Genomic DNA, 24,229 nt, shown 5'->3' with positions numbered 1-24,229 from the left:
GAGCAATGCATCGCCAACAGTTACCATGTTTTCCTTCATGGCGCAGGATTTCACCCGAGCTTACCACTGACCAGCGCCGGAAATTCTGCAACCGTCTTGTCGGTTTCAATTTCAAGAACGGCTTCGCCACGCTCGAAACTATCGCCCATAGCTTTCAACCAGCGGACGATGCGGCCCTCTTCCATCGTCTCACCAAGGCGGGGCATATTGAGATCGGTCACGACATGTTATGTGAGCCGGCTGCGGGCGCGGGTGCGACGCAGCCGGTTCCACCGAGGAGGCCGCGCTTTCGCCAGCCTCTTCGGTCCAGTCGGGACCAGAGCCGATCTCGATGCGCGCCAGCGGCGCACCGACAACGACATGATCCCCAATCGATCCGATCCATTCATTGAGCGTGCCGTCGCCAAGTGCGGGAAACTCGGCAACCGTCTTGTCGGTCTCAATCTCGATGATTGAATCACCGCGCTTGAAACTGTCGCCGGGATTGACGAGGAAGCCGACAATCTTGCCCTCTTCCATCGTCTCGCCGAGACGCGGCATTTTCAGAATACGTTCTGTCATGACAGCATTCTCTCTGCGACCGACCGGATAAGATCCACTGTCGGCACACTGCCAGCTTCAAGATCCTGCGAAACCGAAATCGGAATATCTTCACCGGCAACGCGAACGACAGGCTGTTCAAGATAATCGAAGCATTCTTCTGTAATACGGGCCGAAAGTTCGGCTGCAACGCCGGCTGTCATCACGCCTTCGGAAACAACCATGGCTTTGCCGACGCGCTCGACATGTTCGCGTACAGTGTCAAAATCAAACGGGTTGAGCGTGCGAAGATCAATGACCGTCGCTTCAATACCCTTGGCAGATAGCTTGTCGGCAGCTTCCAGCGCATAGTGAAGCTGGCGCGAATAGGTCACGATAACCAGATCCTTGCCCGTACGGCGTACTGCGGCCTTACCCCACTCAAGCGGTTCCGCATCCAGATCGACTTCTTCCTTGCGGGTATAGAGCGCCTTGTGCTCGATAAAGACGACCGGATCCGGCTTCGTCAGGCTTTGGCGCAACAAATGATAAGCATCTGGACTGTAGCAGGCATGGCAAGCCGCAAGCCAGGCGTGCATGATCCATGCTTCAAGGCTTTGCGAATGCTGTGCACCCGCCGAACGACCGGTGCCGCCCTGCGTGCGAAGCACCATCGGCACACCAATCTGTCCACCGAACATATAGCGGATTTTGGCAGCCTGATTGGCAAGCTGGTCCATCGTCATGCCAAGAAAATCGATATACATCAGCTCTGCAACAGGGCGTAGACCGGTCATCGCAGCCCCAACAGCGGCACCGATAATCGCAGGCTCGGAAATTGTGTGTCGATAAGTCGATCAGCGCCATATTTACCGATCAGGTCTTTCGTCACGCCATAAGCGCCGCCATAGCGGCCCACTTCTTCGCCAATGACGACAATGGTGTTGTCTTCAGCCATGGCATCATCCAGCGCTTTACGCAGCGCATCGCGGTAAGTCATGGCAACCATTATGCTTCATCCCTGGAAAGTACGCGGTCGATACGGGTGCGGACGGGCTCCGGCTCTGGTTCTCCCACCGCATAGACATCCTTGAACATTGACGTGAGTGGCGGCGCCTTGGACTCGACTGTGAAATCAATAGTCGCGTCCATTTCGGCAGTGATGCTGTCCATCGCGTTCAGTGCTGTTTCCTCGGCCAAACCTTCGGAAACCAGCCGGTCGCGTGTAAATTTCACGGGTCTTTCTTGCGACCTTCGGCCTCTTCCGCTTCCGCACGATACGGGCTCTTGTCCATGCGGGCGTGGCCAAGAAGCGATAGCAGGTGACGGACAGGAAGCCAGGTTTGCCAAGGCGGGCATCGTCAATCAGACCTTGCGCCGTGGCTTTCACTTCTTCCACATCGATACCATCGACAATCGCACCATTAAGGCCGAATGCATGGGCACGCTGATCAAATGCCGTATTGGCCGTTGCCTGATCGACGCGCGTTCCCATGCCATACTGATTGTTGATGCAGACAAACACCACTGGCAGACCCCAGAGAGCCGCCATATTCATGCTCTCGTAAAGAATACCCTGCTGCATTGCGCCGTCGCCGAAAAATGCGAGCGAAACGGAGTTCTTCTTGAGATATTTGCTGGAAAGACCCGCGCCAACGACCGAAGGAATGCCGCCGACAATCGCATTGGCACCAAGATGCCCAAGCGCCATATCGGCTATATGCATGGAGCCACCCTTGCCGTGGCAATAGCCGGTTTCCTTACCGCCGATTTCAGCCATCATCTGCTTGGGATCAGCGCCGCGCGCCAGAAAGATACCATGGCCGCGATGATGCGTCGTGAACGTGTCCTGTGGTTGCATTGCCGCGCAAACACCGGCAGCAGCTGCCTCTTCGCCAATCGAGAGATGGAGCATCGAACCTGCCGTCTGACCGCGCACGAACAATTCGCCCACGCGTTCTTCAAAGGTGCGGATGCGCCGCATCGTCCGGTAGAGTTCGAGAAGATTAGAGTTACTCGGATTTTGCACGTGCGCCTCCGACAGACTTGTCTGTTGCATTTGTTTCATGATGTTTAGTTCAATGCCTCACGTGTGCTCAAAGGAGCTTCAGTTTGGTGGTACGCGAAACGACCGCGACCGCTACGAGAATGATAAGGCCCTTCACGATGCTCTGGATGTATGTGTCCATGCCGATAAGGTTGAGGCCGTTATTGATGACACCGATAAAGAGTGCGCCGAAGAATGTGCCCGCAATCGTGGCTGTGCCTGGACGGAACATCGTCATGCCGATGAACACCGTGGCAAGTCCGTCAAGCAGATAGCGTTCGCCCGCATTTGGCTGCCCTGAGCCAAGGCGCTGCAAGAAGCGCACCCGCTACCGCTGCAAAATCGAGCAGACAACAAGAGCGGCAGCGCGATAGAAGCGACCATTCACGCCGGAAAGCTCTGCGGCTTTGAGATTACCGCCCACGGCATAGATGTATCGACCGAACACGGTGCGTTCCATCAGGAACCAGGCAAAGAGAACGACGATCACCATGGCATAAGCGAGCACCGGAATTCCGAACAGCTGGCCCTGACCGAGCCAGAGATAATTCGCCGGAAGACCACCATAGATTGCCCGCCCACCGGTCATCAGAAAGTTGATGCCGTAAAGGATAGAGCCTATGGCCAGTGTCGCAATCAGCGAGGGCACGCCGACAAATGTGACCAGAATTGCATTGATGGACCCCACCACCAGACCGGCAGCAAGACCCGCAAGCAAAGCCACGGGTAAAGGAAACCCCGCAACCAGCATGAGGGGCACCAGAATACCTGCCATGCCGACCATGTAGCCGACCGATAAGTCCATTTCACGCGCCGCAAAGCCAAAAGTCAGTCCGGCTCCAACAATCGTCAGCATGGAAATCTGCTGGATGATATTGAGAAGATTGTTTGCAGTCAGAAAGCGGTCAACAGTCAGCGAAAATCCAAACAAAAGAAACAGCACGAAGAGCGTACTGTATTTGAGCAGCCATTCGCCTTTAAGCTTTTTACCGAAGCTCTGGGCATGGCGGGATGATTGCGGTGAAACCGCTGAAGATCGGGCATTCATGGGGTAACTCCTGCCATTGCGGCAATAAATTTCGCTTCGAAAATGTGCCGCGCTCAATCTGAGGCCCGGGGCCGCCATTCACGAAGGGGATGACGCGGTCTGCCACGTCTGCGATTTCCAGAAGATCAGACGATGTAACGAGGATAGCGACGCCCTTTTCAGCGAGCCTGCGCATCTGCGCATGGATTTCACGCTTGGCACCGATATCGACACCTTCTGTGGGCTCGATGAAGATCATCAGGCGATAATGATCGTCAGCACCATAAAGCCATTTACCAATCGAGACTTTCTGCTTGTTGCCGCCACTCAGATCTTTCACGAACTGGCTGCGTGAATGCGCCTTGACGTTCATAAGCTGCATTGTGCGGTCGGCTTCACTTGCTTCGCGGCGCATGGACAATATGCCTGTGCCACCAAAAGTCGCATGCGATGGATGCACCATTGCAAGATTTTCGCGCACGTCCCAATCACCGATGAGAGTTCTCCATGCGATGGTCAGGGACAAGCGCCACTCCCTTCTTCTGCATGGTTCGGGCATCGACTTTGCTGACTACCTCGCCTTGAAAGCGACACGTCCCAGAAATCACGCCGCTTGCAGCATAGAGTGACCGGGCGAAACCAAAATGCCCGGCCCCCGTCAGACCGATAAGTCCGACGATCTCGCCCGCGCGGATGACGAAATGATCGGCGTTAACGCCGCCGGCCTTCGCTGACCTCCAGAACCACAGACCCGAGATTGCGCGTGTGCGGAACATCCTGTTCGGCCGCATCCTTGCCGCCAGAACGCTGAAGCATCAGGTCGATCAATTGCGCTTCGCTCGAATCTTCAGCCTGAAGCGTCACAATATGTCGGCCATCCCGCAGAACGGTAATACGATCGCTCAGCGCTTTAATTTCGGACAAGAAGTGGCTGATGAGAACGATGCCAACGCCTTGTTGTGGCAAGGTTTTGATGATTTCCCAAAGGCTCTCTTTTTCGCGAGCGGGTAATGTTGCCGTCGGTTCATCGAGAATAAGCAGCCGCACATTGCCGCGCAGAGCGCGGATAATTTCGATGATTTTCTGATCTGCCATCGGCAGCATGTCGACCTGCTCATTGAGGTCGATGGAAACTTGCGGAAACCAGCGATTGAGAAGCTCTTCCGCGCGGGCGACAAGTTTTTTCTTGTCGATGACACCAAGCCCCATTCGCGGCTCATCGCCAAGCAGAATGTTCTGTGCAGCAGTCAAGCCGGGAACAAGGCTGCCTTCCTGAGAGACGTGGGCAATCCCCTTGCGCAGAGCGTCACCGGCACTGCTCAGCTTCACCTCTGTTCCGTCTATGGTGATATTGCCAGAAGTCGGGCTTTTGCTGCCGCCAAGGATGCTGACCAACGTGGTCTTCCCGGCGCCATTTTCTCCGATCAGGCCATGCACCTCATCAAACCGGAATTCAGCGCTGACCTGATCAAGGGCCAGCGTGCCGGGATAGGACATGACGATCTGCGAAAGGCTCACGGCCATCGAAGAGCTCCCGTGGATTAAATTGCAAGTTTACGAAAAAGAGGCCGGAACGCGGAACGAACACGCCCCGGCCAGTTGCAGGCATGGGTGCCTATTTCTTCGGGAGGAAATCCTTGCAGTTCTGCTTTGTTACCAGCGGCGCATCGAGATAAACGGTCTTGGAAGGAATGACGGTTGCGGCATCTTCCTTCTTGACCACAATGCTCGATCCATTCGCCAGTCTGCGCGCCCATTTTTCAAAGGGCTGAGAAACTGTTGCGATCATCAGGCTGTCTGGCTTGCAGACTTCCTCGATGGCCTGCGGATGGCCGTCAATACCGATGACTTTCACGTTCTTCAGGCCAGCAGCGTTGAGCGCATTGATAGCCGCCTGTGCCGGTTCATCCCATGGCGCCCATACGGCGTTGATCTCTTCACCAAAGCGCGAAGCATAGTCCTGCATGGTGCTGGTGGTATCTTCGAAGAAGGCCGTATAGTCGATATTGTGTTCGGCAATGACCTTCACTTCAGGATATTCCTTCAGCACGGTCGCCATGACGTCACCGCGTTTGCGGGTGCCGTGATGCTCCGCCATACGCAGGAAAATAAGGTTGCCTTTTCCGCCCATTTCGTTGAGCAGATAAGGAGACACTGAGGCGGACATGGCCCAGTTGTTGGTTGTCACATCGACAAGCACACCATCTACCTGACCGCTATCGATTGCAAAAACCGGGATTTTAGCGGCAACAGCAGCATCAATAGCCGCACGCGATGCCCGCAGGTCCGACATGCTGACGATAATCGCATCCACGCCACGCGACGCAGCATCCTGAATATTGAAGCCGTGCGCTCGCCAGAGCCGCCGCTGTCAAGAACACTGATCTTCCAGTCCTTGGCGGTTTCCTTGAGCCATGCATCAAAGCCCGCCTTCGCACGCTGTTCAGACTGCGCAGCATTGGAATGAACCCAGGCACATTCGTGGCTGACGCGCTCGCAGTGCCCATCAGCACTGCCAAAGCTGCGACAGCGACAGATTTCTTGAAAAATCCCGATCCCATTTTATTCTCCCAGCGACGTGGTTGGCTCCACTGTCTGGCTTCAAATTGTTAAACTTCAGCACCGGGGGTCGGTGATGACATCAAGTTTGATGCAACATCCGTCCCAGACGCTTTCAGCGATAGCTACGCGTGCTTCGCGTTAACCCACCGCTGCTCCTACGAAACTGTCGCAACGCGGTCGTCAGACTCTGCTCCTCCAGAGAAAGACGTCCTCATTCCGCTATTACTTCAGCCCCGCATTCCATTGATCTGGTCGCGCTTTCGCGCTCTTGTCCGTCGGAATAATTGATATTAGCGTCGACAAATTACAAATGTCAAATAGAAATACATTTGTAATTTAGAGGCTACTATTTGAGCGAGGGACCAATGAGTGAATCTGAAGACGGCTTGATGGTGCGCGTGGCCTGGCTCTACTATGTTGGCGGGTTCAACCAGGAGGCGACTGCCTCCAGACTGGGATTGACGCGTGCACGCGTGAACAAAATCCTCGGTGAAGCCCGTGAAAGTGGCCTCGTCAGCATTTCAATCGATCATCAGAATGCAGGCACATTGCCCGTCGAAAACGAGCTGATGCGGCGATTTGGGTTGAATTTTTGTGTTTCAACGCCGCCGTTTGGCTTCGATACGGCTGACGATACAGCATCGGAAATCCGCAAGCAGGTTTCGTTCAGAGCCGTTGGTGTGGCCGCTGCAACTTACCTCAAAAATTTCCTGGCTGACAATCAGGAAGCCACAGTAGGTACAGGCTGGGGGCGAACCATTGAGCAGATGACATTGCAACTTGCAGGTGTACGTGCGCCGCAAGCCCGGTTCATTTCAGTCATGGGATCTTTGACGGCAAACTCCGCCTATAATCCCTTTGAGGTTGTGCACATGTTGGCCCGTCGTACGGGTGGGCAGGGCTTTTTCCTGCCTGTTCCGTTCATCGCCGATTCTGCGGAAGATCGAAAAGTGCTGATCTCCCAACGCTCGGTCGCACGCGCGATGGAAATCGCGCGCACCGTGTCTGTGTGCTTCATCAGCGCAGGTGAACTCACCGAAGATTCATTGTTGCGCCGTCAGAACATGTTGAGCAAATCAGAACTCGAGAGCCTGCGCGCTGCCGGTGCGATTGGTGACACCAACGGCATCTTCTTTGACAAGGAAGGCCGTCAGGTCGATCACGAAATGAACCAGCGCACCATAGCGTTGGGTTTTGAAGAGTTGCAGAAAGTTCAAGTTGTATTGCTTATCGCTGGTCAGGAAAAAGCAGCCGCAGCAAAAGCGCTGTTAAAAAGCGGCATTATCAACGGCCTCATCATAGATGGTGACGCAGCCGACGCGCTTCTGGCACTTTCCTGAGCGATCGCAATTGCGATGCGCCGATACGAGAGAACTCTGCTATCGGCGCAATACAGCATGTCAATCGAACTCTTTTTTGATTTTATCGTGAGCTACAACTGCATCACGAAAGCGATGAATAGAGAAATCTTCAACGGGCGTCTTTGAGCTTCCATGCAGGATCATCTCAGCCAGAACTGCACCCACACCCGGCGCAATCTGGAACCCATGCCCACAACAGCCAAAGGCATGAAACAGCCCTTGCGTTGTAGTGCTTGGGCCAATGATCGGGATCATGTCTGGCAGATACCCCTCCATCCCTGACCATACCCGAATGACCTGCGCATCACCCAGCACAGGTGCAACTTCGGCAAGGCTCCGCATTCCTGCTATGGTTTTCAGCGGGGCACCACAGTACGTTGGTTTTGAGGTCGCTGCGCGGATAGCCCGCTACAATGACATTGCCGCGCGGGATTTGGCGGAAGATTACATTACCCGCCACCGCTTGCACGGAGGGGCGGATAAAGTAAGGCAAAGGCTCGGTTACAAATTGCGGAGGCCCGGCAGAAAAAAGCGGTGTTTCCTCACCAAATTGCTGCGCAAATGCTCCACCCCACGCACCGGCGGCATTGACAAGCTGATCTGATTTAAATGTGCCATGCGACCGTGTTTCAACAACAAAACCATTATGCACTGTCGTAGCGCTTAAGACTTCACAGCTTTCAATGAGCTCCGCTCCATGTGCCGTCGCAGCGCGCATAACTGCTGGCGTAGCAAGGCGAGGATTAGCTGTCGCATCGCGGGCTGAATAAGTTCCCGCTACGATCTTGTCACTCAGATAAGGATAACGTCTGCGTATCTCTGCGCCATCCAAATCCTCGATCTGCAGACCAAACTGACGTGAAGTTTTTGCATAAGCTTCAAGCTTGGCCACTTCATCATCATTACAGGCAAGATAGATATGTCCGGAACGATCATATTCGCATGTATCACCGATGAGCTGATCGAGTTGCTCCCATAATTCCTGCGAACGCATGGACAGGGGATATTGCCGGACATCTCGCCCTTGCAAACGCAGATTGCCGAAATTGGCGCCACTCGACTGTGCGCCAACATATCCCTGTTCGAGAACCGTCACACGATGTCCGGCCCGCGCCAGAAAAGGGCTGTGATGCCCCATTCAAACCACCGCCAATGACAAGCGTTTGTGTTTCTCTTGTCGATGTCATGATGAAACGACCCGCGCAGCGCCAACATTCAGTGGCTTGACCGGTGCCTGCGCACGCAGCCGACCGACATCCTCAATCGAACGACCACTTGCCTGCGATGTAATTTCCGCGAGTGCCAGACCGCAGAAGCGTCCCTGACAACGCCCCATGCCACAGCGGGTAATTGCCTTCACACGATTCACTTCAACAGGACCGACTTCTTTGGCTATGCTCTGCCTGATTTCGCCAGCTGAAACGCCTTCGCAGCGACAAACAATAGTATCGTCGCTGATTGAAGACACATTATCGACGGGCCAGCGAAATATCCTGGCGAGATTGCGCTGAAATGCTCGGTACTGATGAACGGCACCTCGGGTCTGCCGTTTTCTATCTGCAATCCCGCCCTTTCAGCTTGCGGCATCATCACGCTTGCCTCGGTGGCAATGTCTTCATGCATCGCAAGGGCTGCCAGCTTTCCGCTCTGAATTGCGCAATCGGCTCCACCGATCGAAGCACCATCGCCTGCCAGGTAAATGCCTTTGGCGCCGCGACCATCCGTATCAGTCACTGGTAGCCACTGACGAAAATCACTATCAAATTCAAATCGGCAACCGGCAAGCTCCGCAAGCTGGGTCTCGGCACGGAGCCCATATCCCAGAGCAACTGCATCACAATCCAGCGTCTGAATGCGTCCTTTCCGATCACGGAAGACAAGGCTTTCAACGTGAGTTTTACCTCGAACCTCTTCGAGTGCGACGCCACTGTGAATTGGAATTCCCGCGCTCTTCAGCTCAGTCATATAGCGCGCACCTTGCCACGCCGTTTTGAGACTGTGTCGCAGCCCTGGCAAGGCACTCAGTTTCGCGCGAAACGGTGTCGTATCCAGTACCACAATGTTTTTTGCGCCCAGCCGATGGTATTGCAAAGCCGCCAACAGGAGCAGCGGCGAGCTGCCTGCAAACACCACTTTTCGACCAATAAAACTGCCCTGATCCTTTAAGGCAACCTGTGATCCTCCAAGCGAATAAACACCCGGCAGGGTCCAGCCTTTCACCGGCATGATTTTATCCGTTGCACCAGTCGCGATAATGACGTGCGAATAAGGTAGCTCATCCACTTCTCCCGCACTTTCTATGAAGGCTGTACCTTCATAAAGTGACCAGACGGTCGTAAACGGACGGTAATCAATCTGGTCGATCAGCGCGTCGGCATTTCCATGGAAGTTCCGATACTTCGCTTCTTCATTTTTGTATAATTTTCGAGGCTCAAAACCCATCTGCGGATTGAGCCGACGCAGCCCCTGCCCGCCGGGAAACGCTGCTTCCGTGAGCATAACAGGCTTCACGACCTGCCCGGTCAGTTGTTCAATCAGCTTCGAATTATCGACAAGGGTTTGGGCCGCGCTGATACCAGCAGGACCCGATCCGATGATGAGAGGACGGATCATGACCGGCCCCAGGCATCAAAGCGGCTCAGCAAGCTCATGTTCTGATGTAATAGGGTTGAGCATGAACGCAGACGTTTGCCCTCGGATGTCCAGACCCAGCAATCCTGACATGCAGCCATAAGGCAGAATCCCGCGCGCGGCATTCCGTCGAATTCCGAATAGCGCAGCACATGGCCGCTCTGCAGAAGTGCCGCAAGAACCGACTGCCCCTCAAATCCCTGAAATTCAACTCCGTCAAAAGTAAAAGTCAGGGGCCTGCCCTTCGGCGCGACCGCGGCAACAAGCTGCCCTTTTGGAGGCGTGGCGTTCATCAGACTTCCCATTAACTATTGCAATGCAATATTTGTTATTTTTATACAAACATTTCGCATGGCAACAATTCTGTCAACGGTGTTTTTAAAAACTGCGACAGAGTGGGATATCGTCTGTTGTGACGACAGTATCGGCGCGCGGTGGCCTCAGGCTTTGGAGATCGTCCTGAGGCTGCAATTACGTAGGGACTGAAACGCGAGACGATATCCTCGCGCGAATAGCGTGCAAGAGATGCAGCAATGTTGATTGCAGCAATGGGCCGCCCGTTCGGTCCGGTAATCGCCGAAGCAATCGAACCATCGCCGTGATAAACCTGCTCGAAAGCCGTGGCATAACCATCTTCGCGAAAGCGACGAATATCATCCATGATAGCTTTCGGATCGATGATCGTATTGGCGTTGAAGCTACGGAAATGGGTCTGATCGAGAATCGCCTGCGCTTCGTCTTCAGGCAAGCGAGAGCATCGCCAATCCGGAGCTGTGCAATAGGCAGGCATTCGCGTGCCGATGATAACATCAGTATTGAGCACATGACGGCTCAGAAAACGCGAAACGAATACAATCTCGGTGCCATCGGGCACTGTAAGATTGATCGTCTCTTCAGTTTCCTTGCTCAGATGCTGCAAATAGGGCATCGCCCGATCAATCAGTTTGTTTGCCCGAACATAGTGAAAGCCCAAATCCAGCGTCTTTGCCGTCAACTCGAACTGGCGCGTGACTGGGTCTTTCGCGAGGAATCCTAGCTTCATCAGCGTATGCGTAAAACGTTGCGCCGCACTCATATCGAGGTCGGTCAGGCTAACAATCTGGGAGAGGCTCAACGTCGACTGATCTGAGTTGAAGGCGCCCAGAACGCGAAAAGCCTTTTCCACAGACCGCACCATAAGCGCGTCGCCACGACCAGAGTTTTCGCCGCTCAAATCTGCTGAATCTTCCGGCGATTTCGGTTGCTTTTCTTTTGTCAAATCCACTGGTTCTTTCATTGCCACGCCCTGACCTAAGAGCAAATTTCCGCCTATCTATACACAAACAAACTCGCCTTGAAACGGTCGAGCATCGCTCCCGCTTCGTCATGCCTTTTCCATAAATTACTAAAACAGCCTTGACAAACTGCAATTACAAAATTCAAAATACAATAACAATTATTGCATTACAATAGTCGATGGGAACACATAGATGTCTGAGTTCATCCTCACCTCACTAAAAAATTCGGTTATGACGATCACGTTGAACCGACCAGAAGTGATGAATGCGTGGAACGCTGCGATGCGTAATCAGCTGATCGAAGCTTTTCAGGCTGCAGAAGAAAATACGGCGGTGAAAGCCGTAATTCTGACCGGGGCTGGAGACCGCGCTTTCGGTGCTGGCCAGGATCTGAACGAAACCAAGACATTCGATGCTGATCGTGCCGAAGTCTGGATCGGCGAGTGGGAAAAGCTCTACACACGGATCAGAACCCTATCCAGCCGATCATCGCAGCACTCAATGGTGTTGCGGCAGGTTCGGCATTTCAGGTCGCTCTTCTTTGCGATATCCGCATTGCTCATGCAGGTGTTCGATCGGACAGCCGGAAATCAATTCCGGTATTCCAACGACCACTGGCTCGTGGATCATGCGTGAAATGATCGGCTTTGCCCGCACGGTCGATCTGGTTCTCACCGGACGCCTGCTTGATTCAGACGAGGCGCATCATATCGGCCTCATCAACACCATCGTCCCGCAGGATCAGGTCCATGCTGCGGCACAGGCTTTGGGCGAGGAACTTGCAGCCAAACCGCCGGTAGCAATGCGCCTTAACCGCCAGCGTTTCTATGAAATGACTGAACCGGGCTTGCAGGATGCGCTTTCAGCTGGCGTTCGCATTCAGCGTGAAGCTTACGCAACAGGCGAACCTGCCCGCATGATGGAAGCATTTTTTTGCGGCCCGTCAGGCCCGCAAGGCGTCCTAATTCACAATGTGAGTAAGCATCGCGGGATGGGGAAAAACCCTATCCCACACATAAGATCGGCACACCGATCATCATCAAAACTGCTTAGGCAGGGGGAACCTACTCAAAACACCAAACCTGTTTTGAAAGAATAATAAAGGGAGCATCATGACTATGAAATCGCCATTTACGCTGACCCGCCGCAGCTTGCTTGCAGGCGCGACAGCAGCACTTGCAACGCCCGCTATTCTACGCCCTGCTTATGCTCAGACAACGCTGACACTGGCTGATCCAGGTGGCCCGTTTAACAGCGCTTTCCGCAAGGCGTTTTACGATCCGTTTGAAAAAGATACCGGCATCAAGATTGTCAATGTCGCTCGCGAAGCAGAGCCAACAGCACAGTTCAAGTCCATCGTTGAAACGCAGAGCTACATTTGGGATTTGAGCACGCTGACACTTTCAGCACGTAAGATCCTCTCCGAGTCAGGGCTGCTGGAACCGACAGGCATCACCAAAGAACAGGTGCCGGATATCATGCCGGAAGCCGTCTTTGACGACTTCCTCGGCATAACGATTTATTGCCACATCTTTGCAACCCGCACGGACCTGTTGAAAGACAATATTCCGCAAAGCTGGACCGACTACTGGAATGTCGAAAAATTCCCTGGCCGCCGTTCCTTGCGCAAAAACCCAATCGATACACTGGAGCAAGCATTGCTTGCTGATGGCGTTCCGCTCGCAGAGCTTTATCCGCTGGACGTGGACCGCGCTTTTGCCAGTCTCGACAAGATCAAGGATCATATCTCAGTCTGGTGGACAGGCGGCGCGCAATCGACACAGCTATTGCAAAGCGGTGAAGTTTCGATGATCAGCGGATGGAATGCCCGTCTGCAATCGGCGATCGATGGCAATGTACCAGCAGAAATTCACTGGGATCAGGGGCTTTACTCGATCGAAGGATGGGCCATTCCAAAAGGCAATCCGCGCGCCGATCAGGCACGCGAGTTCATCAAGTTCTGTTCCCGCGCAGAACAGCAGGCCCTGTTTACTGAAGAACTCGCCTACGGTCCGACGAATAAGAAAGCTTATGACTTCATCCCGGCTGAGCGGGCGAAAATTCTGCCGACCGCCCCACAAAACATCAGCAAAATGCGCCTTGCAGATGAAGACTGGTGGAGTGCGAACCGCGCCGAAATGACTGAGCGGTTCAATAGCTGGCTACTGTTCTAAGAACACCTGCACAAGCTTCCAGACAAACACAATGCGCTGCTTTCACGCCACATTTGGAAGCAGCCCGCAAAGTGTTTGTCTGCATCCTCCCCGACGACCATTACACTAATTTGCGCTGCTATCAGCGTATCAGGGTTCCCACATGAATGCAGAAACGCCACAAGAAAACCCGAAGATGCTGATTCAGGGACTTGGCAAAGAGTATGGCAGCGTCACAGCTCTTGAGCCCAGCAACCTGACCGTCAATACCGGCGAATTCGTCACCCTTCTTGGTCCTTCCGGTTCAGGAAAAACGACGCTTTTGCAGATGATTTCCGGTTTGGTCGAGCCGACCCATGGCGAACTGTGGGTTGATGGGAAAAACTATACCCGTACAGCTGTGAACAAGCGCGACATGGGTTTGGTGTTTCAGCATTATGCTCTGTTCCCGCATATGACGGTCAGCGAGAATATCGCCTTTCCGCTGAAAATGCGCGGCACGGAATCGAAAGAAGTAAGTGCGCGCGTTTCGGAAACACTCGCTAAAGTGCAGCTCGAAAAATTCGCCTCGCGCTTTCCGCGCGAGCTTTCTGGTGGGCAGCAGCAGCGCGTGGCTCTCGCCCGATGCTTCGTTTACCGCCCGCAGATTATTCTGATGGATGAACCGCTTGGCGCATTGGACAAAAATCTGCGCGAACATATGCAGTTTGAAATCAAGCGTCTGCATCGCGAGTTTGGCACAACGGTCATCTATGTAACGCATGATCAGGAAGAAGCGCTGGTTCTGTCCGACCGCATCTGCCTGATGAACCATGCCAAGATCGAACAGCTAGGCACACCCCGCCAGATTTATAGTGAACCGTCCACCGTGTTTGCGGCAAAGTTTATCGGCATGTCCAATATTCTTGGTGGTAAAATCACTGGAGTCTCCGGCGATCACGCCCTTGTTGATACTCAACATGGTCAGTTCCCCGTTCACAACAAGCACAAGCTTCCAGTAGGCAGCGATGCGCACATTGTTCTGCGCCCTGAGCAGATGAAACAGGGCCGGAGCGACAGCACGGATGTCAGCAACATCACCGGAATTGTTTCCGAAGTCATCTATGTTGGTTCCGATACGCGCCTTCTTGTCACGCTGAAGGACGGCGAGACAATCATCGTCCTTCATGATGGTGTAAGCACGATGCCATCTGCGGGTGATCCGATCACCTATCACTGGCACAATCAGCAAGCGGTGTTGGTGGCATGAATACAGCAACAAACACGTCTCGCCTGCCGGCCTTTATGAAATCAGGCCCATTCAAATTCGGACCTTTGTGGCTGGCACTTCCGGCAATCGCTTTTCTGTGCATCTTCTTTCTCGTGCCGGTGTTCCGTCTTCTCGCACTGAGCGTTCAGGACACCAGTGGAACCCTGACAACTGTTCACTATGCACGCCTGATTGACACGGAAGTGTATTGGCGCATTCTCAGCATCACATTTCGCATTGCCGCGCTGACAGCCCTGTTTTCTCTGCTGTTGGGATATCCGCTCGCCTATTGGCTCTCGGGTCTGAAGGAAAACCGTCGAAACCAGATGCTTCTGCTGGTGCTCGTTCCCTTCTGGACCAGCTATCTCGTCAAGACGTTTTCCTGGATGCTGCTGCTGGGCAATGATGGCATTTTGAACCGGCTGTTGAGCGGTGCCGGGCTGATCAACGGGCCATTGCCATTGATGTATAATGAGTTCGGCGTAATCGTGGGCATGGTCCATGCGATGATGCCGCTGGCTGTGCTCACTATGATGCCAGTTATGGCAGGCATCGACCGCAGGCTCGGTCAGGCGGCTGGCACTCTTGGTGCCGGAAACTCGCACCGGTTCTGGATGGTCTATTTCCCTCTGTCCATTCCCGGAATGGCTGCGGGTGGATTGCTCACCTTCATCACCTCGCTCGGCTTCTTTATTGTTCCGGCTTTCCTCGGCGGACGTCAGCAAACAATGTTGGCTCAACTAATCATCGTGCAGGTGCAGGAACTGGTAAATTGGGCCTTTGCTGGAGTGCTTGCCACCATGCTGCTGGTTACGGCCATGCTTGCCTGCTGGATTTACAATCACCTCTTCGGCCTGTCTTCACTCTCATCGGGTGCGGGCACCCGTGATGCGACTTCAGACAGTATCCTGCGCCGTTGGGGCCTCGTGTTTCTCGAAAAGCTTGCAAGCGTAACAGCAATTTTCAGCGATCATCTGCCATCGCGCCTGCGTGTTCTTCCGGCCTATGTAACAGCAGTGTTGGTGTTTCTCATTGCACCTACATTGCTTGTGATACCAATTGCATTCACCAGTTCCAACTTCCTGGAGTTTCCACCTCCGGGCTACAGCCTTCGCTGGTTTGAGACCTATTTCAACTCTCCAATCTGGACGTCCGCCACTGTACGATCATTCGGCGTCGCCTTCGTTACAGCCATTCTCGCAACGCTTATCGGTGGATTTGCAGCGCTTGCGGTTGCACGTTCCCGCTCACGCTGGAGTGGACTGATCTTCGCTTTCATGCTGGCACCGATGATCGTTCCGCGCATCGTGATCGCCGTGGGCCTGTTCTATCTGTTTGCACAGATTGGCCTAGTCGCAACCAACACAGGTCTGGTGATTGGCCACACGGTTCTGTCAATTCCCTTCACTTTCGTTGCGATTGCAGCAGTATTGAAGAGTTATGACTGGCGGCTCGATCAGGCGGCTTTGTCTTTGGGTGCCGGTCGTTTCCAGACATTGCGGCTTATCACCGTCCCACTGATCAGCGGCGGCATCGTCTCTGCATTTCTGTTCGCCTTCGTCACATCCTTTGACGAACTGACCATTGCGATCTTCGTAAGTGGTGGACTGAAATCAACGCTGCCGAAACAGATGTGGGACGATATGATCCTGCAGCTTAATCCGACACTGGCTGCCGTTTCCGTTGTGGTTCTGACCATCGTCACAGTTGTCTTGCTTCTGGCAGACAAACTGAAGCGGAGCTGATCCCGGCAAGCTTCCAACCAAACACTCACCATTTCCTCCCGATTGCTGGCCTGATTGACAGGCCAGCAATGTGAGACAGGCTAATCCAAATTTACAGGTTTAAAGACCATGCCGACCTCCCATACATTCATCGATCTATTACTGGAAAAGGCTGCAAACACACCTGATAACCTGTTTGCCCGGCACCCCACAGGCGATATCAGCCTTGCAAGGCTGGAAAACGCATCTGCAATAATCGCCAAAAAGCTGCGCGAAAACGGCATAGGCCCAAAAGATCGCGTTGCAGTCATGATGCGCAACAGCCCGGCAGCGCTGGCAGTCATTTACGCCGTTACGCGTTCCGGCGCGACATGGATTCCTGTTAACACCGCACTCAAAGGCTCAGGGCTGGACTATATAATAAGCCATAGCCAACCGGCACTGATTGTTGCTGACAGCGAATATTGCTCGGTCATTGCCGATTGCGGCGCAGCACAATTGCCCGCCATTCTCGAAATCGACAACCCGGCAATGCCAGCATATGAAGCAGGTGTGTAGTTTGAAGCAGCGCTCCCCACTGCTGATGATATTGCCGCAATCATGTATACATCCGGTACTACCGGCCCAGCAAAAGGCGTTCTGGTGACGCACCGGATGCTACGTCTCGCAGCAGAAGCAGTCGCAGTTTGCTCGGACGCCAAAGACCACGACGACTTTTATATGTGGGAGCCATTCTTCCACATTGGCGGTGCTCAAGTCTTGCTCCTGCCTCTTGTACGCAACGTCACCCTCACCATCTCTGACCGATTCAGTGCCAGCCGTTTCTGGGATGAACTGCGACAGGCGGGCTCAACCCATATCCACCATCTCGGCGGCATCATTCAGATTCTTGAAGCAACCACCGTCGGAAAAGATCATGATCACAATGTGCGCATTGCATGGGGAGGCGGATGTGCAACGGAAGTCTGGCGGGCTTTTGAAGAGCGTTTCGGCATTCAAATTCGCGAATGCTACGGCATGACCGAAGCCTCCAGTCTCACCACCTTCAATGATAGCGGCATTGTTGGCTCAGTGGGCGAACGGTTCCATGGTTCACCGTCAAACTCGTCGATGAACATGGTGCTCCCGTTACAGAGGGGAAAGGTGAAATCGTCGTAACCACCTCAATCGAAGGTGCTATTTTCCCGGCTACTATCGCAACCCGGAAGCCACGGCCAAGGCTTTGCGCGCCGACGGTTTCTTCACAGGCGATCTGGGGTCTCGGGACGAAGACGGCAACCTCTTCTTTCACGGTCGCATGACGGACAGCGTGCGCTGCAAGGGCGAAAATGTTTCTGCCTGGGAAGTTGAGCATGTCGCCGCAGACCATCCTGATGTGGAAGATTGCGCAATGATCGGAGTTGCCGCCGAGATTGGCGAGCAAGACATCGCTTTCGTGCAACCCAAAATTGGCACCGTACCCGATGCCAGCGTCCTGAGCGACTGGCTGAAAAGCCGCCTCACTCACTATCAGCTGCCGCGTTACATCGCTTTCGTCGATGCATTTGAACGCACGCCAAGCCAGCGCATCATGAAACACAAGCTACCCAAAGCCACTGATGGTTGTTGGGACCGGCTCAATCAATAAGAAGGAGGAACAAGCCCATGACTTCAGTCGAAAAAGCGAAGACTGACATTCTTATTTCCGGTACCGGGGCCTTTTCCGGACGCATCGCGCTTGACCTTGCCGCAACATCTGAAGAGGCGCTGCATGTGGTGATTGCTGGCCGCAATCGTGATCGTCTCAGCTGGCTGAAAACGGCATGCAACGCACGCGCATCCATGTTCAGCAAGCCGATCACCTTCGACACCTATGAAATCGATCTGGTGAAGGAAGGCGCAACTGATCAGCTGATTGCAGACACAAAACCAACCATCGCTGTGCAGGGCGCATCGATACAAACTTCCAGCGTCATTTCGGATACAGGCAATCAGTGGACGGCCCTCGTAGCTGAAGGTGGCCTTTCCGCTACTGCGGTGTTTCAAGCACTCATCTCAAGCAGAATGGCGCGATCAATAAGCACATTTTCGCCAGCAACGGCACTCATCAATTGTGGCTTTCCAGACGTTGTGAACGGCATGATCACTGCGATGGGCTATAAAGTTCTGAGCGGCACGGGCAATGTTGCCATTCTCTCCAACGTTTTCGCTGGAGCAAAAGGCATCACCGATCAGAAGCGCGTTCAGGTCATCGCACATTATCAGAACCTTGCTGCATGGCGCAAACACGCTTCTGAACGCGTCGGCACCCGCCCTTGCCGTGTGTTCATCGACGGCAAGGAAATCGCTGACATCTTCAAGGAATTTGAAGCCGTGAAACTAACTACAGAACCGGCGATCGAAATTTCCGGTGCAAGCGGTGTCACCCTGATCGCTGCTTATGCGGCCAATAAGTCATGGACAGGTCATGTCCCGGGACCAAATGGTTTACCGGGTGGCTACCCAGTTAAACTGGAAAACAGAATCTTGCAGCTGAACCTGCCGGAAAGTGTCAGCCAACAGGAAGCAATTGACTGGAACTCATCCTTTGAAGAGGAGAAAGGGCTAATCATCAAGGATGGTCGTGCAGAATATACGGGCGCTCTGAAAGCCGCCCTTACACGACATGGCTTCCGCTACGCGAATGGTTTTGATGTGGCCGATCTGGAAGAAGTTTGTGCAGATATGCTGAAACTACGCGATACACTCAGCCAGCAAAAGCATTAAATCCACCGATGAAAATGCAACCACTTGGCGCAGTCGATATCAGCGCCAAGTACACTCTACGCCACTAAGAGCCCACGCAGGATCGTCCCGGCTATTGTTTTTGCTGCATTCGCATAGTCGGCTTCTTTCAGCTCACTGACATCAAGCGCATCGCAAGCCAGAGCTTCAAACTCGACATAAAATTGTGTTGCCGACCAAAGCAGAATGAACAAATGCCGAGCATCCACAGGCACAATTTTGCCTTGAGCCGCCCACGCATCGATCACACCCGCTTTTTCTGACGTAACGCGCCGCATATGTTCGCGTGCATCCATAGATAGATGCTCCGCACCCTGCAAAATCTCATTGGCAAAAAGGCGCGTTTCGGCTGCATTTTCCCATGCATGATTAAGCTTTGCACGAACATAGGCTTCAATCGCCTCCGCCGGCTCACGGTCAGCTGATATATGCCTGAACGCATCATCCCAGCTGTGAATCAGCTGGTCGATCGCTGCGTTGTAAATCTCTTCTTTGGACGAGAAATAATAATAGACGTTGCCCTTCGGCAGTCCTGAAGCCTTCGCAATTTCAACGATACGCGCGCCATCAAGACCCTTGCGAGAAAAAATCTCAACAGCGGCTGTGAGTATCTTGAGAACGTTTCGCGCTCGGATCGGCTCATCAGAAGCCACCTGATTTGCAGGCTCCACTTCAACCGATCTGCTTTGCTCTACCATTGGTTATCCCATTATTTTTAAATATTTTTTCCCGGGCTTACCGCCCCGGTCAGTAATGCGCAATCATCCACAGGCCTATCAATACAACTGTATGAGACCTTTGGAATCGAAGCACTAATAAAAAAGAAGTTGACAATATGGTCAACTTCTTTTCATAAAAAGCTGACAAAATGGTCAGGTTCCTGAAAATGACCTGATGACCGCCACCTTGGGGAGGGTGCGAATGGCTATGCTGCTACGGGTTGCAATGGAGGAGTTTCTGTCAGATTGGTCCACCGATCTGCCTGAACCATGGCGCGCTCTGCTCGGACATGTTGCTCTCGATTTTGATGGAATCGCTTCCGAACTGGAACTCGAAGTCTGGGAACCGATTTTCCCGTTCGTCGTGGAAAACATTTTCCGGGAATGCCTGCTGGAACCCATTGCTTACGCGCTTTCGACGGAATTTCTCCAGACGACGTGACTTGCGTTGTTCTTGGTCAGGATCCCTATCCCGAGCCGGGCTTTGCAACCGGACGCGCTTTTGAAGCAGGAAACCTTGCGGGTTGGAACGAACTCAACAAAATGTTCTCCAAAAGCATTCGCGCTTACACACAGCAAATCGTTGCAGCGCGTACAGGCGACATGTCTTATGCGCGGAGTTTTGACGATTGGCCAAAGACTTTGACCGCAATTGAAAGCAGTGCGGTCGAGCTGGAACACCCTTCCAAAATTGCCGACCGATGGATTTCTGAAGGTGCCCTGCTCCTCAATGCTTCACTCACACTTACGCGCTTCAAGGTCGATATTGACCCTCATCAATCACAGGGGCATCTCGTTCTCTGGCAGCCTTTGATCATAGAAACACTGCGTACTCTTGCAGCGCGTGGAAAGCCGCTGGTGTTTCTGGGTTTGGCGACGCGGCTGCGCAGGCCCTCGCACTGGCAGGCATTGACGAAACCGTTGGCGGAAATCTGCGCTGCGTTCTGCGCGATCATCCGGCGCGCGCTGACGAAGTGCTCTCCCGCCCTAATCCATTCATTCTTTGCAACGATTTTCTGGAGGAGATGGGTGCTCAGCCCATCGCTTGGTAACATGGCCGCAACGAAGACATTCGATTACATCATCATCGGTGCCGGTTCGGCTGGCTGTGTTCTCGCCAATCGCCTTTCCGCCGATCCGGCCAACAAGGTGCTTTTGCTGGAGGCTGGAGGACAGGACCTCAACCCGTTGTTCCGGCTCCCCATGTTGATGGGCAAGCTGTTTCATTCGGGCATCTACAACTGGCACTATCACACAGAGCCTGAACCCCATCTCAATGATCGCTCGCTTTACTGGCCGCGTGGAAAAGTGCTTGGCGGCACCTCCACCATTAACGGCATGATCTATGTACGCGGAAACCGTCACGACTATGATCGCTGGGCGCAAATGGGTGCAACAGGCTGGTCGTATGATGAGGTGCTCCCAGCATTCCTGCGTTCTGAAACCCATGTGCAGCGCAAGGATGACTTTCACAGCACTAAAGGCGAATTGACCGTCTGCCGTGCACGCGGCTGGAATGGTTTGCTCGACGTTTTCAACGAAGCTGGTGAACAAGCCGGTTATCCATTGAACGACGATTTCAACGGTGGAGAACAGGAAGGCTTCGGCCGGTATGACTTTACCATCACTAAAGGCAAGCGCTGCTCTGCAGCCTATGCTTTCCTGCGTCCGGCAAAAAAAAGCGGCCTAACCTGACGATCATCACCCGCGCCCATACAAGACGCGTGTTGATCGAAAATGGTCGCGCCGTCGGCGTCGAGTACAGCCGAAAAGGCAATGTCACCAAAGTCCACGCTGATCGTGAAGTGATCCTGTCGGCAGGCGTGGTCAACTCCCCCGCAAATCCTCATGCTTTCTGGCATTGGCGCTGCCGACGAACTCGCCGAACACAACATCGAGGTCGTGCAGGACCTGCCCGGTGTGGGCAAGAACCTTCAGGACCACGTTGATTGCGTCATGGCCTATGAATGCCGCGAACCGGTCACGCTCTATTCCGATCTGCGCGCCGACAAACTCACATTGTCTGTTATTCAGGGCATGTTGTTTGGGAAGGTATCACCACGACCTTCCCTTATGAGGCCGGGCTTTTGTCAAGTCGCGCGCCGATCTTGCGGCACCCGATATCCAGCTGCATTTCATGCCTGCGCTTGAAAAGACTGCCAACCTGCATTTTCCTAATCCGTTCAAGAAAGAACGTGTGGAAGCCAATCATGGTTTCTCTCTACGTGTTGGTCCGGTCAATCCGGAAAGCCGTGGCGAAATCAAATTGCGTTCAAGCGATCCGATGGACCGCCCCCGCATCAAAGCCAACTATCTGCAAACCGAGTTTGACATTCGCACCATGATCAACGCCATCCGCATGACGCGGGATGTCATCAAGCAGAAAGCTTTCGACAAATATCGTGGCAAGGAACTTGCGCCCGGCCCAGCGGTCGAAACTGATGCAGAACTGACCAAATGGCTGCGCGCCAACGCAATGACGACCTTCCATCCGGTTGGCACATGCAAGATGGGCAACGATCCGATGGCTGTTGTCGACGCTCAGCTGAAAGTTCACGGCATTCAAGGCCTGCGCGTTGCGGACGCTTCAATCATGCCAATCATTTCCAGCGGCAACACAAATGCTCCGGCGATCATGATCGGGGAGCGCGCCGCTGAATTCATTCTCAAGGAGGCCTCTTAATGATCGTCGAGCATCGCACTTATACCTTCAAGCCCGGCACGGTCGACGGCTGGCTCAAGAAATATGAAACCGAAGGTCTGCCGATCCAGAAACGGCTCCTCAATACGTTTCTAGGGCTCTATGTCAGTGAAATCGGGCATCTGCACCGGACTGTTCTGATGTGGCGCTATGACAGTCTCGCAGATCGCGAAGCGCGGCGTACCGCCATGTATGCTGATCCCGAATGGCAAACATTTATCTCCGGTGTCTGGGCGCTCGATGCAATCCAGACTCAGGACGTGATGATTATGAACCCGGCATCATTTTCGCCGGGCGCATAAAGCAGCCGGATGCAACAGTGCATCCGTAAGTCCAAGGGCGGCGCATGAGCCGCCCCAATAAAAATTCGGATACCGAACTTCCAGAGCAAGGAAATGGGAACATGACGAACAAAGATTCAAATCAAATCAATCTGCTGCGCCGTTCCGTCGACCGCAGAAGCTTTCTGAAGACGACGGCCGGCCTGGCCGCTTTCAGCATGACCAATGGCCTGCTGACCGCAGCGTCCTATGCCGCAGGCGGTCTCGTCGCGCTTGTGCATACGCAGGCTGCAGGTGATGCGAGTGCTGTGGACTCCATGATCGCCAAGCTCAAGCAACTTGCCGACGAACACGGCTTTCAGTCACGCGCTGTCTATGCGCAGGACCCGGCAACCTACGAAACCATCTTCCGCACCCTGGGCGATGCGGGCGCTTCCGTAATTGTTTCAACGTTCAACGAAGTTGCAGAACCCTTCAAGGCCCTGGCCCCTTCCTATCCAAATACGAAATGGGTCCAGCTCTTCGCCGATCCTTTTGAGCCAGCGATTTCCGAATGTCGTAACAGTTTCGTATGACTATTATCTCGGCTGCTATCTATCGGGAATTTTTTGCAGCGCGCTTAAGCAAATCCGGCAAGCTTGGCTTCATCGGCGGCGTGTCCATTCCACCAATCAATGCCGATTATAATGCATTCAAGGCTGGCGCCTTGTCTGTGCGTCCCGATGCGTCAGTTGCAGTTGCTTTTGCAGGCTCATTCCAGGACCCGGCAAAGGGCCAGGAAATTGCGACGCAGATGTATTCAAGCGGCATCGACTTCATTCAGACGGACGCTGCAGCAACCGATTTCGGCATTATTGCTGCAGCGAAAGAAGGCGAAGGACGCCTCGTAAGTGTGCTTGATCCTGCCCAGTTCCCGCAAGGGCCGAAGAACGTGATTTCGATCGTCGGCCTCGACTTCGGCAACTCGCTCTATAATGAAGTCAGCAAGGCTGTCGGCAACGATTTTGCTGGCGGCACACACGAGCATACAGGTCTTGGAACCGGCGTAATCGACTTTATCCCGTCGCCGCTTTTCGCCGAACAGGGACCAGCAGATCTTGTGGCCAAGGCAAAAGAAGTTGAACCGGAAATAGCAGCGGCACGCACAGCGATCCTTAACGGATCACTGAAAGTTCCGTTCAACACAACGCTCTGATTTCCGACTGGATCATGCTG

35 protein-coding genes and 1 pseudogene are annotated in these 24,229 nt (G+C 53.7%); 18 read left to right on the top strand and 18 right to left on the bottom strand.

What is annotated here, in order from left to right; all coding sequences use genetic code 11:
- Positions 1-50: 50 nt before the first annotated feature.
- The 11 genes and pseudogenes from C9380_RS27115 to C9380_RS20325 form a co-directional block, all read right to left on the bottom strand.
- A complete protein-coding gene (locus tag C9380_RS27115; protein WP_217284096.1) occupies positions 51-185 on the bottom strand; it encodes a lipoyl domain-containing protein in 135 nt (44 codons plus the stop codon).
- 4 nt (positions 186-189) lie between these two features.
- Positions 190-561, bottom strand: coding sequence for a biotin/lipoyl-containing protein (locus tag C9380_RS27110; RefSeq protein ID WP_252869814.1), 372 nt, complete (start codon positions 559-561; stop codon positions 190-192).
- Positions 558-914 carry a transketolase C-terminal domain-containing protein gene (locus tag C9380_RS27685; protein WP_252869820.1) on the bottom strand — a complete coding sequence of 119 codons (357 nt, stop codon included), beginning with the start codon at positions 912-914 and terminating at the stop codon, positions 558-560. Before C9380_RS27685 ends, C9380_RS27110 begins: the two co-directional genes overlap by 4 nt.
- Positions 915-1,058: 144 nt before the next feature.
- Positions 1,059-1,477: pseudogene (locus C9380_RS27680) on the bottom strand (alpha-ketoacid dehydrogenase subunit beta); the annotation flags it as partial.
- 50 nt (positions 1,478-1,527) lie between these two features.
- Positions 1,528-1,671, bottom strand: coding sequence for a hypothetical protein (locus C9380_RS27675; RefSeq protein ID WP_252869813.1), 144 nt, complete (start codon positions 1,669-1,671; stop codon positions 1,528-1,530).
- Positions 1,655-2,548 (bottom strand): thiamine pyrophosphate-dependent dehydrogenase E1 component subunit alpha, encoded by an 894-nt coding sequence (locus C9380_RS20340; protein ID WP_252869812.1) that lies wholly within the window; start codon positions 2,546-2,548, stop codon positions 1,655-1,657. The genes C9380_RS27675 and C9380_RS20340 overlap by 17 nt, the downstream gene beginning before the upstream one ends.
- A gap of 67 nt (positions 2,549-2,615) precedes the next feature.
- Entirely contained in the window at positions 2,616-2,882 is a 267-nt protein-coding gene (locus C9380_RS27670; protein ID WP_252869811.1) for an ABC transporter permease, read from the bottom strand.
- 12 nt (positions 2,883-2,894) lie between these two features.
- Positions 2,895-3,614 carry an ABC transporter permease gene (locus C9380_RS20335; protein ID WP_252869810.1) on the bottom strand — a complete coding sequence of 240 codons (720 nt, stop codon included), beginning with the start codon at positions 3,612-3,614 and terminating at the stop codon, positions 2,895-2,897.
- Complete coding sequence (locus tag C9380_RS27665) at positions 3,553-4,119, bottom strand: sugar ABC transporter ATP-binding protein (protein WP_252869809.1); 567 nt, start codon at positions 4,117-4,119, stop codon at positions 3,553-3,555. Before C9380_RS27665 ends, C9380_RS20335 begins: the two co-directional genes overlap by 62 nt.
- Positions 4,120-4,304: 185 nt before the next feature.
- Entirely contained in the window at positions 4,305-5,117 is an 813-nt protein-coding gene (locus tag C9380_RS27660) for an ATP-binding cassette domain-containing protein (protein ID WP_252869808.1), read from the bottom strand.
- A 91-nt stretch (positions 5,118-5,208) separates the two neighbouring features.
- Entirely contained in the window at positions 5,209-5,907 is a 699-nt protein-coding gene (locus C9380_RS20325; protein WP_252869807.1) for a substrate-binding domain-containing protein, read from the bottom strand.
- A 613-nt stretch (positions 5,908-6,520) separates the two neighbouring features.
- Here C9380_RS20325 and C9380_RS20320 point away from each other — a divergent pair.
- Complete coding sequence (locus C9380_RS20320; RefSeq protein ID WP_024897990.1) at positions 6,521-7,495, top strand: sugar-binding transcriptional regulator; 975 nt, start codon at positions 6,521-6,523, stop codon at positions 7,493-7,495.
- A gap of 60 nt (positions 7,496-7,555) precedes the next feature.
- Here the strand turns inward: C9380_RS20320 and C9380_RS20315 are convergent, their stop codons facing one another.
- The 6 genes from C9380_RS20315 to C9380_RS20295 are packed head-to-tail and all read right to left on the bottom strand — an operon-like array spanning position 7,556 to position 11,423.
- Complete coding sequence (locus C9380_RS20315) at positions 7,556-7,858, bottom strand: NAD(P)/FAD-dependent oxidoreductase (RefSeq protein WP_128094419.1); 303 nt, start codon at positions 7,856-7,858, stop codon at positions 7,556-7,558.
- Complete coding sequence (locus C9380_RS20310; RefSeq protein ID WP_128094418.1) at positions 7,821-8,654, bottom strand: NAD(P)/FAD-dependent oxidoreductase; 834 nt, start codon at positions 8,652-8,654, stop codon at positions 7,821-7,823. The genes C9380_RS20315 and C9380_RS20310 overlap by 38 nt, the downstream gene beginning before the upstream one ends.
- 45 nt (positions 8,655-8,699) lie before the next feature.
- Positions 8,700-8,984 carry a (2Fe-2S)-binding protein gene (locus tag C9380_RS27105; RefSeq protein WP_217284095.1) on the bottom strand — a complete coding sequence of 95 codons (285 nt, stop codon included), beginning with the start codon at positions 8,982-8,984 and terminating at the stop codon, positions 8,700-8,702.
- Entirely contained in the window at positions 8,909-10,129 is a 1,221-nt protein-coding gene (locus C9380_RS20305; RefSeq protein ID WP_217284094.1) for an NAD(P)/FAD-dependent oxidoreductase, read from the bottom strand. The genes C9380_RS27105 and C9380_RS20305 overlap by 76 nt, the downstream gene beginning before the upstream one ends.
- The gene (locus C9380_RS20300) at positions 10,126-10,440 is read right to left on the bottom strand and encodes a (2Fe-2S)-binding protein (RefSeq protein WP_128093674.1); all 315 of its coding nucleotides are present in this window, start codon (positions 10,438-10,440) and stop codon (positions 10,126-10,128) included. The genes C9380_RS20305 and C9380_RS20300 overlap by 4 nt, the downstream gene beginning before the upstream one ends.
- A gap of 41 nt (positions 10,441-10,481) precedes the next feature.
- Positions 10,482-11,423 (bottom strand): IclR family transcriptional regulator, encoded by a 942-nt coding sequence (locus C9380_RS20295; protein ID WP_252869806.1) that lies wholly within the window; start codon positions 11,421-11,423, stop codon positions 10,482-10,484.
- Positions 11,424-11,616: 193 nt separating this feature from the next.
- Here C9380_RS20295 and C9380_RS28565 point away from each other — a divergent pair, with 193 nt between their 5' ends.
- The 9 genes from C9380_RS28565 (at position 11,617) to C9380_RS20265 (ending at position 19,295) form a co-directional block, all read left to right on the top strand.
- Positions 11,617-12,060 (top strand): enoyl-CoA hydratase/isomerase family protein, encoded by a 444-nt coding sequence (locus C9380_RS28565; protein WP_353954648.1) that lies wholly within the window; start codon positions 11,617-11,619, stop codon positions 12,058-12,060.
- Positions 11,966-12,523 carry an enoyl-CoA hydratase/isomerase family protein gene (locus C9380_RS28560; protein ID WP_353954647.1) on the top strand — a complete coding sequence of 186 codons (558 nt, stop codon included), beginning with the start codon at positions 11,966-11,968 and terminating at the stop codon, positions 12,521-12,523. The genes C9380_RS28565 and C9380_RS28560 overlap by 95 nt, the downstream gene beginning before the upstream one ends.
- A 13-nt stretch (positions 12,524-12,536) precedes the next feature.
- Positions 12,537-13,598 carry an ABC transporter substrate-binding protein gene (locus C9380_RS20285; RefSeq protein WP_181151612.1) on the top strand — a complete coding sequence of 354 codons (1,062 nt, stop codon included), beginning with the start codon at positions 12,537-12,539 and terminating at the stop codon, positions 13,596-13,598.
- A 142-nt stretch (positions 13,599-13,740) separates the two neighbouring features.
- Positions 13,741-14,826: an ABC transporter ATP-binding protein gene (locus C9380_RS20280; protein WP_128093673.1), complete on the top strand. Its 1,086-nt coding sequence runs from the start codon at positions 13,741-13,743 to the stop codon at positions 14,824-14,826.
- Positions 14,823-16,571, top strand: coding sequence for an ABC transporter permease subunit (locus C9380_RS20275; protein WP_024897997.1), 1,749 nt, complete (start codon positions 14,823-14,825; stop codon positions 16,569-16,571). The genes C9380_RS20280 and C9380_RS20275 overlap by 4 nt, the downstream gene beginning before the upstream one ends.
- Before the next feature lie 108 nt (positions 16,572-16,679).
- Positions 16,680-17,108 (top strand): AMP-binding protein, encoded by a 429-nt coding sequence (locus C9380_RS28890; protein WP_252869805.1) that lies wholly within the window; start codon positions 16,680-16,682, stop codon positions 17,106-17,108.
- 42 nt (positions 17,109-17,150) lie between these two features.
- A complete protein-coding gene (locus C9380_RS28885) occupies positions 17,151-17,708 on the top strand; it encodes an AMP-binding protein (protein ID WP_252869804.1) in 558 nt (185 codons plus the stop codon).
- A gap of 64 nt (positions 17,709-17,772) precedes the next feature.
- Entirely contained in the window at positions 17,773-18,177 is a 405-nt protein-coding gene (locus C9380_RS27645; RefSeq protein WP_252869803.1) for an AMP-binding enzyme, read from the top strand.
- 17 nt (positions 18,178-18,194) lie between these two features.
- Positions 18,195-19,295 (top strand): hypothetical protein, encoded by a 1,101-nt coding sequence (locus tag C9380_RS20265; protein ID WP_128094417.1) that lies wholly within the window; start codon positions 18,195-18,197, stop codon positions 19,293-19,295.
- Positions 19,296-19,351: 56 nt separating this feature from the next.
- Here C9380_RS20265 and C9380_RS20260 read toward each other — a convergent pair whose 3' ends face one another.
- Positions 19,352-20,011, bottom strand: a complete 660-nt coding sequence (locus C9380_RS20260) for a TetR/AcrR family transcriptional regulator (protein WP_051514772.1) — start codon at positions 20,009-20,011, stop codon at positions 19,352-19,354.
- A gap of 223 nt (positions 20,012-20,234) precedes the next feature.
- Between C9380_RS20260 and C9380_RS27640 the strand changes: the two genes are divergently transcribed.
- The 8 genes from C9380_RS27640 (at position 20,235) to C9380_RS27610 (ending at position 24,209) form a co-directional block, all read left to right on the top strand.
- Positions 20,235-20,474 carry a hypothetical protein gene (locus C9380_RS27640; RefSeq protein WP_252869802.1) on the top strand — a complete coding sequence of 80 codons (240 nt, stop codon included), beginning with the start codon at positions 20,235-20,237 and terminating at the stop codon, positions 20,472-20,474.
- Positions 20,471-21,727: a GMC family oxidoreductase N-terminal domain-containing protein gene (locus C9380_RS27635; protein ID WP_252869801.1), complete on the top strand. Its 1,257-nt coding sequence runs from the start codon at positions 20,471-20,473 to the stop codon at positions 21,725-21,727. The genes C9380_RS27640 and C9380_RS27635 overlap by 4 nt, the downstream gene beginning before the upstream one ends.
- Before the next feature lie 29 nt (positions 21,728-21,756).
- Entirely contained in the window at positions 21,757-21,981 is a 225-nt protein-coding gene (locus tag C9380_RS27630) for a GMC family oxidoreductase N-terminal domain-containing protein (protein WP_252869770.1), read from the top strand.
- Complete coding sequence (locus C9380_RS27625) at positions 21,881-22,183, top strand: GMC family oxidoreductase N-terminal domain-containing protein (protein WP_252869800.1); 303 nt, start codon at positions 21,881-21,883, stop codon at positions 22,181-22,183. The genes C9380_RS27630 and C9380_RS27625 overlap by 101 nt, the downstream gene beginning before the upstream one ends.
- Positions 22,170-22,715 (top strand): GMC family oxidoreductase, encoded by a 546-nt coding sequence (locus C9380_RS27620; protein WP_252869799.1) that lies wholly within the window; start codon positions 22,170-22,172, stop codon positions 22,713-22,715. The genes C9380_RS27625 and C9380_RS27620 overlap by 14 nt, the downstream gene beginning before the upstream one ends.
- Entirely contained in the window at positions 22,715-23,035 is a 321-nt protein-coding gene (locus C9380_RS20245) for an NIPSNAP family protein (RefSeq protein ID WP_128093670.1), read from the top strand. Before C9380_RS27620 ends, C9380_RS20245 begins: the two co-directional genes overlap by 1 nt.
- Before the next feature lie 101 nt (positions 23,036-23,136).
- The gene (locus tag C9380_RS27615; protein WP_252869798.1) at positions 23,137-23,589 is read left to right on the top strand and encodes a type 1 periplasmic-binding domain-containing protein; all 453 of its coding nucleotides are present in this window, start codon (positions 23,137-23,139) and stop codon (positions 23,587-23,589) included.
- The gene (locus C9380_RS27610; RefSeq protein ID WP_252869797.1) at positions 23,586-24,209 is read left to right on the top strand and encodes a BMP family ABC transporter substrate-binding protein; all 624 of its coding nucleotides are present in this window, start codon (positions 23,586-23,588) and stop codon (positions 24,207-24,209) included. The genes C9380_RS27615 and C9380_RS27610 overlap by 4 nt, the downstream gene beginning before the upstream one ends.
- Positions 24,210-24,229: the final 20 nt, after the last annotated feature.

The organism is Brucella pituitosa (assembly GCF_003049685.1).
Classification (GTDB): Bacteria; Pseudomonadota; Alphaproteobacteria; order Rhizobiales; family Rhizobiaceae; genus Brucella; species Brucella pituitosa.
This window is presented reverse-complemented; position numbering and strand designations above follow the sequence as displayed.

Coding starts and splice junctions, on each gene's coding strand:
- C9380_RS27115 (WP_217284096.1), bottom strand. CDS start 185: ATGGAAGAGGGCCGCATCGTCCGCTGGTTGAAAGCTATGGGCGATAGT.
- C9380_RS27110 (WP_252869814.1), bottom strand. CDS start 561: ATGACAGAACGTATTCTGAAAATGCCGCGTCTCGGCGAGACGATGGAA.
- C9380_RS27675 (WP_252869813.1), bottom strand. CDS start 1,671: ATGGACGCGACTATTGATTTCACAGTCGAGTCCAAGGCGCCGCCACTC.
- C9380_RS20335 (WP_252869810.1), bottom strand. CDS start 3,614: ATGAATGCCCGATCTTCAGCGGTTTCACCGCAATCATCCCGCCATGCC.
- C9380_RS27660 (WP_252869808.1), bottom strand. CDS start 5,117: ATGGCCGTGAGCCTTTCGCAGATCGTCATGTCCTATCCCGGCACGCTG.
- C9380_RS20320 (WP_024897990.1), top strand. CDS start 6,521: ATGAGTGAATCTGAAGACGGCTTGATGGTGCGCGTGGCCTGGCTCTAC.
- C9380_RS20315 (WP_128094419.1), bottom strand. CDS start 7,858: ATGCGGAGCCTTGCCGAAGTTGCACCTGTGCTGGGTGATGCGCAGGTC.
- C9380_RS20310 (WP_128094418.1), bottom strand. CDS start 8,654: ATGGGGCATCACAGCCCTTTTCTGGCGCGGGCCGGACATCGTGTGACG.
- C9380_RS20305 (WP_217284094.1), bottom strand. CDS start 10,129: ATGATCCGTCCTCTCATCATCGGATCGGGTCCTGCTGGTATCAGCGCG.
- C9380_RS20300 (WP_128093674.1), bottom strand. CDS start 10,440: ATGAACGCCACGCCTCCAAAAGGGCAGCTTGTTGCCGCGGTCGCGCCG.
- C9380_RS20295 (WP_252869806.1), bottom strand. CDS start 11,423: ATGAAAGAACCAGTGGATTTGACAAAAGAAAAGCAACCGAAATCGCCG.
- C9380_RS28565 (WP_353954648.1), top strand. CDS start 11,617: ATGTCTGAGTTCATCCTCACCTCACTAAAAAATTCGGTTATGACGATC.
- C9380_RS20285 (WP_181151612.1), top strand. CDS start 12,537: ATGACTATGAAATCGCCATTTACGCTGACCCGCCGCAGCTTGCTTGCA.
- C9380_RS20280 (WP_128093673.1), top strand. CDS start 13,741: ATGAATGCAGAAACGCCACAAGAAAACCCGAAGATGCTGATTCAGGGA.
- C9380_RS20275 (WP_024897997.1), top strand. CDS start 14,823: ATGAATACAGCAACAAACACGTCTCGCCTGCCGGCCTTTATGAAATCA.
- C9380_RS28890 (WP_252869805.1), top strand. CDS start 16,680: ATGCCGACCTCCCATACATTCATCGATCTATTACTGGAAAAGGCTGCA.
- C9380_RS28885 (WP_252869804.1), top strand. CDS start 17,151: ATGTATACATCCGGTACTACCGGCCCAGCAAAAGGCGTTCTGGTGACG.
- C9380_RS20265 (WP_128094417.1), top strand. CDS start 18,195: ATGACTTCAGTCGAAAAAGCGAAGACTGACATTCTTATTTCCGGTACC.
- C9380_RS20260 (WP_051514772.1), bottom strand. CDS start 20,011: ATGGTAGAGCAAAGCAGATCGGTTGAAGTGGAGCCTGCAAATCAGGTG.
- C9380_RS27640 (WP_252869802.1), top strand. CDS start 20,235: ATGGCTATGCTGCTACGGGTTGCAATGGAGGAGTTTCTGTCAGATTGG.
- C9380_RS27625 (WP_252869800.1), top strand. CDS start 21,881: ATGCTTTCTGGCATTGGCGCTGCCGACGAACTCGCCGAACACAACATC.
- C9380_RS27620 (WP_252869799.1), top strand. CDS start 22,170: ATGCCTGCGCTTGAAAAGACTGCCAACCTGCATTTTCCTAATCCGTTC.
- C9380_RS20245 (WP_128093670.1), top strand. CDS start 22,715: ATGATCGTCGAGCATCGCACTTATACCTTCAAGCCCGGCACGGTCGAC.
- C9380_RS27615 (WP_252869798.1), top strand. CDS start 23,137: ATGACGAACAAAGATTCAAATCAAATCAATCTGCTGCGCCGTTCCGTC.
- C9380_RS27610 (WP_252869797.1), top strand. CDS start 23,586: ATGACTATTATCTCGGCTGCTATCTATCGGGAATTTTTTGCAGCGCGC.